This is a genomic window from Plantactinospora sp. CNZ320 (assembly GCF_002846275.1).
The window spans coordinates 4209841-4223978 of the sequence record NZ_PJMP01000001.1 but is presented as its reverse complement, the minus strand read 5'-3'; the positions used below and the strand labels follow the sequence as shown (position 1 = coordinate 4223978).

Annotated in this window: 12 protein-coding genes; 3 read left to right on the top strand and 9 right to left on the bottom strand. The window is 71.6% G+C overall.

What is annotated here, in order from left to right; genetic code table 11:
* Window positions 1-15: 15 nt before the first annotated feature.
* From CLT71_RS37050 to CLT71_RS18695, 3 genes are all read right to left on the bottom strand, one after another.
* On the bottom strand, window positions 16-174 hold the full coding sequence (locus CLT71_RS37050) for a hypothetical protein (RefSeq protein WP_158242258.1): 159 nt from the start codon (window positions 172-174) through the stop codon (window positions 16-18).
* 112 nt (window positions 175-286) lie between these two features.
* Window positions 287-2212 (bottom strand): RiPP maturation radical SAM C-methyltransferase, encoded by a 1926-nt coding sequence (locus CLT71_RS18700; protein ID WP_101368244.1) that lies wholly within the window; start codon window positions 2210-2212, stop codon window positions 287-289.
* Between the two features lie 266 nt (window positions 2213-2478).
* Window positions 2479-2970 (bottom strand): hypothetical protein, encoded by a 492-nt coding sequence (locus CLT71_RS18695; protein ID WP_101368243.1) that lies wholly within the window; start codon window positions 2968-2970, stop codon window positions 2479-2481.
* A gap of 130 nt (window positions 2971-3100) precedes the next feature.
* Here CLT71_RS18695 and CLT71_RS18690 point away from each other — a divergent pair, with 130 nt between their 5' ends.
* Window positions 3101-5326 carry a DEAD/DEAH box helicase gene (locus tag CLT71_RS18690; RefSeq protein ID WP_101368242.1) on the top strand — a complete coding sequence of 742 codons (2226 nt, stop codon included), beginning with the start codon at window positions 3101-3103 and terminating at the stop codon, window positions 5324-5326.
* A 61-nt stretch (window positions 5327-5387) separates the two neighbouring features.
* Here CLT71_RS18690 and CLT71_RS18685 read toward each other — a convergent pair whose 3' ends face one another.
* Complete coding sequence (locus CLT71_RS18685) at window positions 5388-6350, bottom strand: C40 family peptidase (RefSeq protein ID WP_143743509.1); 963 nt, start codon at window positions 6348-6350, stop codon at window positions 5388-5390.
* 162 nt (window positions 6351-6512) lie between these two features.
* Between CLT71_RS18685 and CLT71_RS18680 the strand changes: the two genes are divergently transcribed.
* Entirely contained in the window at window positions 6513-7541 is a 1029-nt protein-coding gene (locus tag CLT71_RS18680; RefSeq protein ID WP_486483334.1) for a hypothetical protein, read from the top strand.
* A 34-nt stretch (window positions 7542-7575) separates the two neighbouring features.
* Here CLT71_RS18680 and CLT71_RS18675 read toward each other — a convergent pair whose 3' ends face one another.
* From CLT71_RS18675 to CLT71_RS18665, 3 genes are all read right to left on the bottom strand, one after another.
* Complete coding sequence (locus tag CLT71_RS18675; RefSeq protein WP_101371571.1) at window positions 7576-7998, bottom strand: helix-turn-helix domain-containing protein; 423 nt, start codon at window positions 7996-7998, stop codon at window positions 7576-7578.
* A gap of 294 nt (window positions 7999-8292) precedes the next feature.
* On the bottom strand, window positions 8293-9438 hold the full coding sequence (locus tag CLT71_RS18670; protein ID WP_101368240.1) for a class I SAM-dependent methyltransferase: 1146 nt from the start codon (window positions 9436-9438) through the stop codon (window positions 8293-8295).
* A complete protein-coding gene (locus tag CLT71_RS18665) occupies window positions 9439-11115 on the bottom strand; it encodes a DEAD/DEAH box helicase (protein WP_101368239.1) in 1677 nt (558 codons plus the stop codon).
* A gap of 373 nt (window positions 11116-11488) precedes the next feature.
* On the opposite strand from CLT71_RS18665, the gene CLT71_RS18660 reads away from it, so the two are divergent.
* On the top strand, window positions 11489-12187 hold the full coding sequence (locus CLT71_RS18660; RefSeq protein WP_486483333.1) for a ferritin-like fold-containing protein: 699 nt from the start codon (window positions 11489-11491) through the stop codon (window positions 12185-12187).
* A gap of 104 nt (window positions 12188-12291) precedes the next feature.
* On the opposite strand, the gene CLT71_RS18655 is transcribed toward CLT71_RS18660, so the two are convergent.
* Window positions 12292-12519: a DUF3107 domain-containing protein gene (locus tag CLT71_RS18655; RefSeq protein ID WP_101368237.1), complete on the bottom strand. Its 228-nt coding sequence runs from the start codon at window positions 12517-12519 to the stop codon at window positions 12292-12294.
* 66 nt (window positions 12520-12585) lie between these two features.
* Window positions 12586-13224 carry a TetR/AcrR family transcriptional regulator gene (locus CLT71_RS18650; RefSeq protein WP_101371570.1) on the bottom strand — a complete coding sequence of 213 codons (639 nt, stop codon included), beginning with the start codon at window positions 13222-13224 and terminating at the stop codon, window positions 12586-12588.
* Window positions 13225-14138: the final 914 nt, after the last annotated feature.

Below are 14138 nucleotides of genomic sequence, written 5' to 3'. Positions count from 1 at the left end.
GCCGGACGGTGGCCGTCAGTGCCGGCCAGGCAGATCCGACGCGAATCCGGTCACGATCTCCACCACGGCTCCGACACCGAGCCGTCCGGGCTCCAGCCCGAAGTCCTCCAGCGTGCGCTGAAGCTCGTCCGGGCTCAGCTCCGAGAACTCGTCGAACGTTTCATTCATGTCCATGAGTACCACCTCCTTTCCGACGTGATGCGAACCCTTCGATCAGAAGGGGGTCCTGCGGACGATCTGTCGACGCGCGGCAACATGGCCGCCGCCCGATGTCGTCCGGCCTGTGCTACCAGGTTTGATTGCGTGGCAGGGCCAGGCTCAGGTACTTACCGTCCTCGTGCACCATCAGCCGTCTGTCGACGCAGGCGTCCAGGAACTCGCTGACCTGTTCGTCGGTGACGTCGGAAGCGGCCTCCCCGAGGCTCTCCCGAAGGCGACGGGCGGTGCGGGGTTTGTCGTCGCAACCCAGATACACGGCGGTACGCCACCCGCTCAGCGAGAACTTTCGGGCTGATTCTCCGCGCGTGTCGAGGATCGTCATCCAGTTATTACCACGCTGGTACGTGAGTAATGGCGGGTCGCCGTCGGACCAGCGGTCTTTCCAGGTGGTGACAACCTTCTGTAGTCGCCCGCGGATTTCCGGAGAAGAGACCTGATCCGCTCGATAGTCGAAGTAGTATGCGATGCGGTCCAGATTGACGGTCTCGGGGTAGATGTGTCGGTAGGCCTCTGTCGGGCGTATGTCGTGGATGGGATAGTCTTTTTCGGTGAAGTACGGCGCGAAACGCTCCAGCCACAACTCGCCGCAGCTGGATGGGGGGCGAAGGTGTAGCAGCGAGGGTATGAGGTCGATCTGCTGTTCGTAGTCGCTGTCCCGCTCACCCGGGAACCCGTACAGAATGTTCCACGACACTTTGATGTCGTGATACTGGGACCACTTCAGTAGCCGCACGTTGGTGAGCATCGTGGCGCCTTTGCGCATGAGCGAAAGGACATGAGTGCTCAGGCTCTCCACGCCGGGCTGGATCCGGTTGACGCCGGCCCGTTTCAAAGCTCCCAACTGGTCGCGGGAGAGGTTGGCCTTCACCTCGTAGAAGAACTGGAGATCCCACCGTCGCTCCGCGAGTTGTTCGCACACAGTGGAGAGGTAACGCATATCCAGGATGTTGTCCACGGCGAACAACTGGGTCCGGCGGTAGCGGTCGGACAACACGGCCAGTTCGTCCAGTACCCGGTCCGCCGACTTCGACCGGAAAGCCATGCCGAGTGCGTTGAGGCCGCAGAATGTGCAGTGGTGTTTCTCCCCCCACCAGCAACCTCGGGACGTTTCGAACACGAGGACCGGATGTGTGCCGCCAAGCGTTGCCACCTCACCGAACTTGTTCAGTGTCGTGAAGTAGTCGGAGTAGTCGGGCAGCGGAAGGTCGTCCATGCTCTCCACGCGAGGGGCGGCATCGGGTGCCGCCACCGAGCCATCCGGGGCCCGGCTGATCACGCCCGGCAGGTCGGTCACCGACGCGCCGGCGCTGAGTCGAGCCGCCACCACCGGCAGGATGACGTCGGCTTCGCCGCTGATGGCGAAATCGATGACAGGAAAGCGCCGAACGAACTCCGGCCCCATCTCGCCATCGAAGTTGGCGCCGCCGAAGATGGTTACCGCCTGGGGGTGACGCTGCTTGATCAGTTGGGCGAGTGCGATGGCGGGTACGTTCTGGCTGAACGTGGAGGTGAAACCGATCAGGTCGTAGTCGCCCCACTTCACGAGGTCGACCTGCCCGGCGAGCCAGCCGGGTAGCACCTCGTTACGCAGGTGGGCGAGTTCGTCGACTGAGGTTCCGCGTTCGGCGAGTTCGGCGGCGTAGTCGCGGTAGCGTTCGAGGTACTCGCGTCCATCGTCCGGCTGTCCGTGCTTGGGAAAGGCCGCGGTGGTGAACAGCCATTCGCCCAACAAATCCTGCCGGGAGTCCGACAGGCTCAGCAACTGCTCGTACTTCTGCGGCCCGAGATCGCGGGACAGGTTGAGGTTCAGGTTGAGCACGTCCACTTGGTGGCCGAAATTCACCAGCCCGGCCTTTAGTAGGCCACATTGGATCGATGGGAAGTCCGCCCGGGCCCATGGCATGTTTACCAGGGCGATCCGGAGGGGGTGCTGTGGCTGGCTCGCTTCGTGCCAGCTTGTCGCACGGATGGGATGCAGTAGTTGCCGAGCCACGGCGAATCCCCCGTTCCGCCGACATGTCGCAGCAGGGTAGCCTAGTCCGAAATTGGACCGTCAGCGTGGAAACTGGACCGTCGGCGAGGCATCTGCGTATCAGTGCTGGTCTGGACAATGGACGATCGATAACCGGCTTCCGATTAAGATCATCATCACACAGGCGGGATGACTAGGCAACCCTGGTTCTGGTTTACCGCTTGCCGCCGGACTGCCCCGGGGCACCGGACGACGACGTCATTGAACCTCTCGGGTAAGGGCTCCGGTCACGGTTCGTGATGTTCGAGGTGCCCGAGATACGGGAAACGCCCTGACAGGCCGGAATGCGCCAGTGCGCCATTTCCAGCGGGCCGGCGGTCCTCGCCCGCCTCCATCGTCTCCGGTACGGGCCGGTGCGGCAGCCAGTCGGCCAGCGGGTAGTGCCGGAAACGCAGTCGCTCGCCACCGAACGCCTCCAGGGAGAGCTGCCGGTGCACCTCCCGCAGCTCGCCGGCAATGTCGGTGGAGGTCAGCTCGGTCAGGTCGAGGACGGCGTGCGGGGTCCGCCGGCGCTGGCCCCGGCCGGGTACCCGGCGCAGCAGGCCGATCAGATCCGGGGAGGCCGACGAGCGGACCAGCCAGCTCAGCGGCAGCCGCCGGTCTCCCCGGCGCGGCCGGCGCAGCGGCCGGGCCAGCAGGGCGAGGAACTCCGAACCGCCGGACGGCAACCGCTCCCGTCCCGAGGTCGGCTGCCCGTGGGTCGTCGCCGCTCCTCGCATGCCCACCGCCGGCCGTTGCTGGGCGTGTTCCAGAGATCACCACAGTGTCATGGGTGCGAACAAGGCCGGGCGGGCCTCACCCGGGTAACGGTGCGCCGGGTCCGTCGTCGCGCCCTGGTAGAAAGGCCGGATGGACGAGAACCGGACGCCCGACGAGCCCGAGCGGACCGGCGGGCAGCCCGACGACCGGGTACCGGCCAGCGCGGAGTCGGGGTCGGTACGCGAGCGGGCCGAGGCCGTGCTCCGCCGGTTGGCCGGGGAGCACGCCCGGCTCCGGGAGGACCAGTGGCGGGCCATCGAGGCCCTGGTGGTACGGCGGCGCCGGGTGCTCTGCGTGCAGCGGACCGGTTGGGGCAAGTCGGCCGTCTACTTCGTCGCGACCGCGTTGCTCCGGCAGTCCGCCGAGGGCACGGCGACGTCGACGGGCGCCGGAGCCGGGCCGGCCGGGCCGACGGTGATCGTCTCGCCGCTGCTGGCGCTGATGCGCAACCAGGTGGAGGCGGCGGCCCGGGCCGGGATCCGGGCCCGCACCATCAACTCGGCAAACCTCGACGAGTGGGACGAGATCGTCGCCGAGATCGGGGCCGGGACGGTCGACGTACTGCTGATCAGCCCGGAGCGGCTGAACAACCCCGACTTCCGGGACGGCGTACTGCCCCAATTGGCCGCTACCACCGGACTGCTGGTGGTGGACGAGGCGCACTGCGTCTCCGACTGGGGGCACGACTTCCGTCCCGACTACCGGCGGCTGCGTACCTTCCTGGCCGGGCTGCCCGCCGGTACGCCGGTGCTGGCCACCACGGCCACCGCCAACAGCCGGGTCACCGACGACGTGGCCGAGCAACTCGGCGACGCACTGGTACTGCGTGGGCCGCTGGACCGCGAGTCGCTGCGGCTGGGCGTACTCGATCTGCCGAGCCCGGCGCACCGGCTCGGCTGGCTGGCCGACCAGCTCGACCGGCTGCCCGGCTCGGGGATCATCTACACCCTGACCGTGGCGGCGGCCGGCGAGACCGCCGAGTTCCTGCGGAGCCGGGGTTACCCGGTGGCGTCGTACACCGGTCAGGCCGACGACGCCGACCGCCGCGCCGCCGAACAGGACCTGCTGGACAACAAGATCAAGGCTCTGGTCGCCACCTCGGCGCTCGGCATGGGGTTCGACAAGCCTGATCTGGGTTTCGTGGTGCACCTGGGGGCGCCGCCGTCGCCGATCGCCTACTACCAGCAGGTCGGCCGCGCCGGTCGGGCGGTCGGGGCGGCCGAGGTGCTGCTGCTGCCCGGCACCGAGGACCAGGCGATCTGGCGCTACTTCGCCTCGCTGGCCTTTCCGCCCGAGGAGCAGGTCCGGGCGGTCCTCGCCGCGCTGCATCCGGACCGTCCACTCTCCACACCCGCGCTGGAGCCGATCGTCGACCTGCGCCGGACCCGGCTGGAACTGATGCTCAAGGTGCTCGACGTGGATGGCGCGGTACGCCGGGTCCGGGGCGGCTGGCTGGCCACCGGCGAACCGTGGCACTACGACGCGGCCCGGCTGCGCCGGGTGGCGCAGGCCCGTACCGCCGAGCAGCAGGCGATGCGGGAGTACGCTTCGACCCCCGGCTGCCGGATGGAGTTCCTCCGCCGCTGTCTGGACGATCCGGCGGCGACCGCCTGCGGGCGCTGCGACCGCTGCACCGGCCCCCGGTTCGACGCCGAGGTGTCGGCACCGGCACTCGCCGCCGCGCAGGCGTTCCTCGGCCGCCCCGGGGTGGAGATCCCGGCGAAGAAGCAGTGGCCGACCGGGCTGGAAGCGGTCGGGGTACCGCTGCGGGGCCGGATCGGGGCGGCCGAGCAGGCGTACCCGGGGCGGGCCGTCGGGCGGCTCTCCGACCTCGGCTGGGGTGGCCGGCTGCGCGCGCTGACCGGGCCGGAGGCGCCGGACGGCGAGTTGCCGGAGGACGTGGCGACCGCCGTGGTCGAGGTGTTGAAGGCGTGGGCGCACGGCGACGACCCGTGGCCGGCCCGACCGGTCGCGGTGGTCGCCGTCGGTTCGCGGCGGCGGCCCCGGCTGGTGCACGGGCTGGCCGACCGGATCGCCCGGGTCGGCCGGCTGCCGCTGCTCGGCCAGGTGCCGCCCCGGGACGGCGCGACGGCCGGTGCGGGCACGCGCGGCAACAGCGCCCAGCGGGTACGCGCGCTGCACGACGCCTTCGAACTGCCGGAACCGCTGCTCGGGGAGTTGACCGGGTTGGCCGGTCCGGTCCTGCTCGTCGACGATCTCGTCGACTCGGGCTGGACCATGACCGTCGTCGCCCGGCTGCTGCGCCAGGCCGGTGCCCCGGGGGTGCTCCCGTTCGCCCTCGCCGTGGCCGGCTGACCGCCCGTTCGGCGCTGACCCTGGGCGGGGCTGCCGATGCAGTGCTGATCCGAGGCGGGGATCAGCCGGGGCGGCCGTACCCGACGATCGGCTGGTAGTCGACCCGGTCGATCCGGATCCGGGTGCCGGTACGCGGCGCGTGGATGATCTTCCCGTCGCCGATGTAGATCGCGACGTGGTGCAGGTCGCGGTAGTAGAAGACCAGGTCACCGGGTTGCCGGGCGGCACGGCTGACCAGGGTCACCGCCCGGTACTGCCGAGCCGCGTTGTGCGGCAGCCGTACTCCGGCAGCGGCCCAGGCGGCCGAGGTGAGCCCGGAGCAGTCGTACCCGTCCGGGCCGTCCCCGGCCCACCGGTACGGCTTGCCGAGCTGGGCGTACGCGAACCGTACCGCCTTGCCTGCTGCCCCGGTGCCCGGCTCCGGCAGCCGGGGTGCCGCCTCGGCGGCCGGTTCGTCCGGGCCGGGCAGCCGGAAGAGCCGGGCCAGTTCGGTCTCGATCGCCAGCTTCCGGGCGGCGAGCTGCCGTTCCTGGCTGCGTTGCCGCGCGGCGAGCGACTCGACCCTGCGCCGCGCCTCGGCGAGCCGGTCGTGCGCATCGGTCAGCGCGGCGATCACCCGGTGCTGTTCCCGGCTCAGCCGGTCGAGCAGGAGCAGCGGGTCCACCAGGTTCTCCCGGGTGGCGGCGCCGAGCAGGGTGCCGAGCACCCCCAGGGCGTGGGTGTCGCCGGTGCGGTACGCCCGGGCGGCGATCATGCTCGCCTCGGTCCGGTGCGTCTCGATCGCCCGCTCCAGCGGCCCCATCTCGGCGTGGATCGCCGCGCTCCTCGCCCGGGTCTCCCGCAGCGCCTCGCGCAGGTCGTTGTACTGCTCGACGACGATCTCCAGTTGCTCCTCCGCGCTGACGATCCGCTCGGCGGGATCGCTGACCGGTGCGGCCCGCCCCGGTGCGGCGACGAGCGACAACGCCACGGCCATCCCGGCGGCGAGGGCCGCGGCGCGACATGGCAATGCGATGGTCGGCACGATCTATCTAACGATCGATGCCACCCCTGGGCCACGCATCGAAGTCACTTGGTTCCGTACCGTGACGGGCGTCGCTCTCCGGCCGTGACGGGTGTCGCTCTCCGGAGCTTCTCGGTGACCGGCCCTGCCGGGCCGCTGGGCGGGACGGGTAACCTGCCGGTCGTGACGGGTGAGCAGTCGGCGGTGCCGGAAACCGATCGGCCAGGGGAGCCGTCCGGTCTGGCCGGGGCAGCGTTGGATCGGGACGTCGACCCGGTCGAGTCGGCCGTGCCGGACCGTGGCACCGTGCGGCTCGCGCTCACCGTGGGCGGGCTGGTGCTGGCCCTGCTCGCCGGGTTCGGACTCGGCCGGGTGAACAGCGGTGGCACTCCGGCGGCCGGCGGCGGCACGCCGCCCGCGACCAGCGCCGGGGCCCACACGCATCCGCCGGGGACGGGGGTGCACGAGCATCCGGCCGGGGCGGCCGCCGGACCTGGTGGCGGTGCCGAGCCCGCGGGGCTGAGCGTCAGCGTCGCCGGCTACACCCTCGCCCCGACCAGCACCACCCTGACCGCCGGCCGGGCCCAGGACTTCCGGTTCCAGGTGCGCGGCCCGGACCGCCAGCCGGTGACCGGGTACGCGGTGGTGCACGAGAAGCCGCTGCACATGATCATTGCCCGTCGTGACCTCAGCGGTTACCAGCACCTGCATCCGACGATGGCGCCCGACGGCACCTGGAGCGTGCCGCTGACCCTGCCGTCGCCCGGCATCTGGCGGGCGTACGCCGACTTCACCGCGCTCGACGCCGGTGGCGGGCAGCTGCCGCTGACCCTCGGGGTGGACCTGGTGGTGGCCGGCGACTACGCCCCCCGACCGCTGCCGTCGCCGGCCCGGGAGGCGACGGTCGACGAGTTCACCGTTACCTACGAGGGGACACCGCAGCTCGGGGCCAGCCAGCCGCTGCTGTTCCGGGTCTTCTCCGGTGGCAACCCGGTGACCACCCTGGAGCCCTACCTCGGCGCGTACGGGCACCTGGTGGCGCTGCGCGAGGGTGACCTGGGCTACGTACACGTCCACCCGGAGACCGAGCTGGCGGGCGGGGCGGTGAAGTTCTGGCTGGCCGCGCCGAGTTCCGGGCGGTACCGGATGTACCTCGACTTCCAGGTGGCCGGCGCGGTGCACACGGCCGAGTTCACCCTGACGGTGCCCTGACGCAGGCAGGCGCCTGAACCTGCGCCCGGCCCGGTCAGCCGGCCCGGCGGACCTGTCGGTGGGCGAGGTAGCGCAGCATGTCCCGGATCAGCTTCTTCTCCTCCGGCGGTACGCCGGGATCGGCGAGCCGGGTCATGATCACCCGAAGGTCGGCCTCCACCGGGGACTCGATCCGGTCCCGCCGGGGCGGGCCCTGCTGCTCGCCGTCGGGCAGGCCGAGCGCCCGGAAGGCCACCCCGACGGGTACGTCCAGCGCGGTGCAGAAGCCGCGTACCTTCGCCAGCTCGGGATAGTCCTGCCAGTCCCCGGCGAGCCAGCGGAACAGGGTGGAGCGGCCCACGCCGGTGTGCGCGGCAACGTCGCTTACTGTCCAGCCGCGCTCGCTCTTGGCGTCGTCGATGGCCCGCCGGACGAAGCGGGCGAAGGCCCCCTGCGGCGAGTCCTGTGCGGCACCGATGTTCAGCGGAAAACCCTTTCGCGCAGACCTCGGGTGGTCTTCTGAGAGTAATCCGGAAGCCGGTCCGGCAACCCGACTGATCGCACCCACCCCGCCCGTACCATCGGTCGGCCGGCATCGCCCTCGGCTACCCGATCGTCGGAGAGTTCCGCCGGTACGGCCGAAAAGCCCCCGGTCGGCGCACCAGCGCCGGGGACCCATCGACGACGCCCGACGGCCCACAGCCCGAAACCGTCCACGGCCGGAACCCGTCCACGGTCTGGAAACCATCGACGGCCCGGAAACCGTCGAGGGTCAGGGGGAGTCGAGCAGGGTCTGCAACCGTGGCGTGAGCTGCCAGTCGCCGACCAGCCCCCGGTATTCGTCGCGCTGCTGGTCGGTTGGCTCGGCGCCGGTGTGCCGGGCCCGGAGCAGCAGGTTGCGCGGGGTGTGCTGCGAGTCGACGAACTCCACCACCTCGACCCGGTAGCCGTGCAGCCGGAGCAGCGCCGCCCGCAGCGTGTCGGTGAGTACGTCGGCGAAGCGCTCCCGCAGGATGCCGTGCCGGACCAGCGCGTCGTACGGCCCCGGGGCCGGGTGTGCCCGCAGTTGCGCGGCGAGGTCGTGGTGGCAGCACGGGGCGGCGAGTATCCAGCGGGCGCCCCAGCGCACCGCCCGGGCCAGCGCCTCGTCGGTCGCGGTGTCGCAGGCATGCAGTGCGAGTACCAGGTCGGGGGCGGGTTCCACGGTCGCCTCCGCGATGGTGCCAGCGACGAAACGTACCCGGTCGGCGTAGCCGAGTCGCTCGGCGAGCGCGCTGTTGCGGCGCCGCTGGTCCTCGCGTACGTCCACGCCGACGAGTTCCACCTCGATACCCCGCCCGGCCAGGTAGCGGTACGCCGCGAAGCTCAGGTACGCGTTGCCGCAGCCGAGATCGACCACCCGGAGCGGGCCGGTCAGTTCCGCCGGCAGGGTGGCCGCGAGGGCGCGCAGGAACGCGTCGACCTGCCGCCGCTTCGCCGCGCTGCCGCCGATCGCGTCGAAGAGCGGGTCACCGGGGTCGATCAGGTGTTCCCGGACCCGGTCGTGCGAGCCGACCGCGGAGCCGGGCCGCTGCGCGGCGACCCGGTGCAGTTGCGCATCACCCCGCTTGGTCACCCGCAGTTGCAGGGTGGTGGTCTCGGTCTCGACGTGCCAGTTGCCGAAGGGTTCGGCCAGCAGCGCGTCGACCGCCGCGTCCGCCTCCGGGCCGGGGGAGACGTTCCGGGTGAACGGCCGTTCGCCGTTGTCGGTGACGATCTGGAGCCGGGCGCCGGACTTGAGGGCGACCGGGCGCAGTTCGGCGCGTACCACGGTGGGGAGCTGCCCGCGCCGCCGCCCGGCGGCGACGGCACGGGTCAACCCGGGGTCGAGTAGCAGCGCCCGCACCTGCGCGAGCGCCGCGTCGAGCTGTTGTGGCATCTACTCGCCGGCGATGGCGTCGCCACCGGCGCCGGAACCCCGGCGGCTGCGGCGGCGCCGACGGCGCGGCTTGGCGGAGTCGTCGGCGTCGACCGCGGTCGACGCGCCGCTGCCGGCTTCGGCCGGTACCGCCCCGACCTCGACCGTCTCCGCCGTGCCCTGCGGACCGGCGACGACCTCGCCCGCCCGGCGCCGGCGCCGCTCCCGGCGGCGCGGCTCGGCCTCGCCGCCGACCTCGGCCTCCGGCACGATCGGGTCGGCGGTGCCGGCGCTGCGGCTGCTGCCGCCGCGCCGGTTGCGGGTCCGGCCGGCGCTGTCGCCGCGGCCCGGCCCGCGCCGGCCACCGGCGCCCCGGGACCGGCCGCCGAGATCCTCCTCGACCTCGGCCGAGAGCCCCGCCCGGGTCCGCTCGGCGGACGGCAGGGTACCGGCGACGTCGGTCGGGATGTCCAGGTCGGTGTAGAGGTGCGGGGAGGTGTGGTACGTCTCCGGCGGCTCCGGCATCTCCAGCCCGAGGGTCTTGTCGATGATCCGCCAGCGGGGCATGTCGTCCCAGTCGACGAAGGTCACCGCGACACCCGTGGCGCCGGCCCGACCGGTACGCCCGATCCGGTGCGTGTAGGTGTCCTGGTCCTCCGGGCAGTCGTAGTTGACCACGTGGGTGACGCCGGTGACGTCGAGTCCCCGGGCGGCCACGTCGGTGGCGACCAGGATGTCGATCTTGCCGGCCCGGAACGCCCGCAGCGCCCGCTCCCGGGCACCCTGGCCCAGGTCACCGTGTACGGCCGCGACCGCGAACCCCCGGAAGTCGAGATCCTCGGCGACCCGGTCGGCCGCCCGCTTGGTACGCGTGAAGATCATCGTCAGTCCGCGTCCCCGCGCCTGCATGATCCGGGCGACGATCTCGACCTTGTTCATCGAGTGGGTGCGGTAGACAAGTTGCTCGGTCTGCGGCGACGGCCCGGTCTCGGCGGTGTGCCCGGCGTGGATGTTCACCGGGTGCCGGAGGAACCGGCGGGACAGCGCGACGATCGGATCCGGCATGGTGGCCGAGAAGAGCATGGTCTGACGGTCTTCCGGCAGCATCGCCAGGATCTTCTCGACGTCGTCCAGGAAGCCCAGGTCGAGCATCCGGTCCGCCTCGTCCAGCACCAGCGCGTGCACCCGGTCCAGCCGGAGCTGCTTCTGCTTGGCTAGGTCGAGCAGCCGGCCCGGGGTGCCGACCAGGATCTCGACGCCCTTGCGCAGCGCCTCGACCTGCGGCTCGTACGCCACGCCGCCGTAGATCGGCAGCACCCGTACGCCTCGGGTCTTGCCCGCTGCGGCGAGGTCCTTCGCCACCTGGAGTCCCAGCTCCCGGGTGGGTACGACGACAAGCGCCTGCGGCAGCCCGTCGCTGCCCTCGGCGGGCGCGAAGACCCGCTCCAGCAGCGGTACGCCGAAGCCGAGCGTCTTGCCGGTACCGGTCGGTGCCTGGCCGATCAGGTCGGTGCCGCGCAGCGCGATCGGCACGGCGTACTCCTGGATGGCGAAGGCCCGGGTGATGCCGACCGCTTCCAGTGCCTCGACGGTCTCCCGCCGGGCGCCGAGCTCGGCGAAGGTGGGTGCCTCGGGTCGGACCGGTGCGTCGGCGGTCAATGCCTCGCCGGCCATGATGTTTTCGATGTGATCGCTCATGTGGTTGTGGGGGTGCCCTCTCGTGGTGCGCCCCGTTCGTCCGTAGGGCGCGATTCTGGTATGGCGCGGGCCACACGGTCGACGGCTGAACGCCGAGTAGAAGACCGGGCCGCACGCGCGCGCCGCAGGGCAGAATTTCCGGTAACGGCGGAGCCTCTCCGGACCTCTGCCTCCTTCGGCAACTGATCCATGCTACCTGAGCCCGGCAAACGGCGTCTCCGGTCCGGGAAGACGACCGGCTACCGGGGTCCGGAGCTGTGACATCCGTTACACGTTCGCTTCGTGCAGTCACCGGCGAGTGGGCAACCGAACTGGTCGGTAACAGCGATCCCTGATGCGCCCCGACGGGGCGGTCCGGCGGTACTCTGCGGGCGTGTCCGCCCCCGCAGAGCCCGCTCCGATCCCGTCCCCCGCCCAGCCGACCGGTGTGGCCGTACCGGGCGCCGTCGTCGACCTGCTCGGCCTGGTCGCGTACGGCGAACTGATGGCTTTCGACCGGATGGCCGCCGATGCGAGGTTGGCACCTGATCTGGCCAGACGTGCCGTGTTGAGTGAAATGGCGGCAGTGGAGATCACCAACTACCGGCGGCTCGCCGATCGGCTCACCGAACTCGGCGTACCGGCCGGCGAGGCGATGGCCCCGTTCGCTCCGGCGCTCCAGTCGTACCACGACTCGACCGAGCCGAAGGACTGGCTGGAGGCGCTGACCAAGGCGTACGTCGGGGACGCCATCGCGGACGACTTCCTCCGGGAGATGGCGGCACTGCTCGCCGAGCCGGACCGGCAACTCGTGCTGGACGTGCTGCACGGCTCCCGGTACGACGAGTTCGCCGGGCAGGAGATCCGGCTCGCCATCCAGGCCGACCCGAAGGTCGCGAACCGGCTCTCGATGTGGGCGCGGCGGCTCGTCGGCGAGGGGCTGTCCCAGGCGGGACGGACCGCTGGCGAGCGGGCCGCGCTTACCGCCCTGATCGCGACAGGTTTCGACAACCAGGTGGGGGTGCAGGCGCTGTTCAAGCGGCTGATAGCAGCGCACACCGCCCGGATGGCGGCGGTCGGGCTCAACAACTGACCCGGCGCCGCCGGCCCGGACGACCGACCCGGCTCCGGTTCACCGCCCCCGAGCCAGCAGCTCGGGGGCGGACGCCTGATCCAGCCGGGCCGGTGGCCGGGTGGTCAGCGGGCGACGAAGCCGACCGCGCGGGGCGAGGCCTCGGCGATCTCGACGTAGGCCACCTTGCCGACCGGCACGATGACCCGACGGCCCTTCTCGTCCGTCAGTGACAGCGTCCCGTCGTTGGTGCTGAGGGCGTCGGTCACGATCTGCTCGATCTCAGCCGGCGTCTGCGCGCTCTCCAGGACCAGCTCGCGCGGCGCGTACTGCACGCCGATCTTGACCTCCACGTGGCCTCCTCGTTCGGGGCGAAAGATCCGCCGTCGGAAAGGCTATCCGATCCGCGCCGGTTACGTTCAGGCTGACTCACCCTGCAACGGAAAGCTCGCGATTCCCCGCCAGGACAGCCCGGTGAGCAACGCCTCGGCCTCGGCCTTCGGCACCTGCCGCCCGCTGGCGAGCCAGAACTGGGCCGCGGTCTCGGCCGCGCCGACCAGCCCGGAGGCGAGCAGTTCGGCCCTGGACCGGCTCACCCCGGTGTCCGAGATGATGGTGTCGGTGATGGCGGCGATGCAGCCCTGCTCCACCCGCTCGACCCGCTCGCGTACGGCCGGCTCGTTGCGCAGGTCCGACTCGAACACCAGCCGGAACGCGCCGCTCTCGTGGTCGACGAAGTCGAAGTACGCCCGGACGGCGCCGCTGACCCGCTCCTTGTTGTCGGTGGTCGCCGCCATCGCATCCCGGACCTTGGCCACGATCGCGTCGCAGTGCGTGTCCAGCAGCGCCAGATAGAGCTCCAGCTTGCCCGGGAAGTGCTGGTAGAGAACGGGCTTGGAGACACCCGCCCGCTCGGCGATGTCGTCCATCGCGGCCGAGTGGTACCCCTGGGCGACGAACACCTCCTGGGCCGCCGCCAGCAGCTGCTTACGCCGTGCCGAGCGCGGCAGACGCGTCGGGCGGCCGGCTGTCTGCGCGCCGTTTCCCACCTGGGTCATGGTCACCTCCGCTTCACCTCGCACGCCCCGGACCGCATTCCGACCGGAGCAGGGATCGATCACTCGACCGCCGAATTAGGCCGCCGCTGTAACTTATCGGCACTGCCACCACACGGTAGCCTCAGCGGGGGCGACCAAGGAGCGCACGGTGGACGAAACAGGGCAACCCGGAGCCCCAACACCGGGAGAGCACGGCAACGGGGCAGGTCCGCACGGTGATCCGGCCCGCCCGGCCCGTCCGGCCAACGGCTGGGCGGCCGACCCGGGCTGGTCCGGCGCCGAGACCGGCGTCGATCCGAGCGGGCGGCCGTGGCACCAGGCGGTCGAGCCGGTGGCGAGTCGCGGCTGGGCTGACCACGCGGCCTACAGCCCTCGACCGTTGCCGGCGTCACCCGCCATCCCGATCCGCGAGCTGCGGCAACCGGTCAACGGAGTGCATCTCGGCGAGGCGCCGGAGCCGGAGCGCGGCTGGAGCGGCGGCCCCGGTTACCCGTACGAGCCGGAGGGGGGCGAGGTGACCGGTCGGCAGGGTGCTGCCGGACCCGACCCGTCGAGCGGCGCCCGCCCGGACCACCTGGTACAGCCGGGGACGCTGCCGGCGGGCGAACCGGATCCGTCCGGTACCGCCCGGCACGCCTTCGGCGATCCTGGCTGGGCGGAGCCGGAACGCACCGGCATCGGGTCGGCCAACCAACCACCGCGTTGGGCGGAACCGGCGCAGCCGGCACACCCCGGTCCCATCTCGGCACCACCGGTCGCGGTCTCCGGCCCGCCCAGCGCCACGCCGGTACCGCCGGTGGTGGCGTCCGGCCCACCGGCAGCCGTCTCCGGTCCGCCTGCCGTCGCCGGATCGTCGATCGGGGCCCCTGGTCAGCTCGGCGGCCAGGCACTGCCCGAGCACCTCGTCGCGGCCG

What these genes read in the sequence shown, in the direction of transcription:
- CLT71_RS37050 (WP_158242258.1), bottom strand. Translation starts at nt 174, where the DNA reads ATGGACATGAATGAAACGTTCGACGAGTTCTCGGAGCTGAGCCCGGAC.
- CLT71_RS18695 (WP_101368243.1), bottom strand. Translation starts at nt 2,970, where the DNA reads ATGCGAGGAGCGGCGACGACCCACGGGCAGCCGACCTCGGGACGGGAG.
- CLT71_RS18690 (WP_101368242.1), top strand. Translation starts at nt 3,101, where the DNA reads ATGGACGAGAACCGGACGCCCGACGAGCCCGAGCGGACCGGCGGGCAG.
- CLT71_RS18670 (WP_101368240.1), bottom strand. Translation starts at nt 9,438, where the DNA reads ATGCCACAACAGCTCGACGCGGCGCTCGCGCAGGTGCGGGCGCTGCTA.
- CLT71_RS18665 (WP_101368239.1), bottom strand. Translation starts at nt 11,115, where the DNA reads ATGAGCGATCACATCGAAAACATCATGGCCGGCGAGGCATTGACCGCC.
- CLT71_RS18650 (WP_101371570.1), bottom strand. Translation starts at nt 13,224, where the DNA reads ATGACCCAGGTGGGAAACGGCGCGCAGACAGCCGGCCGCCCGACGCGT.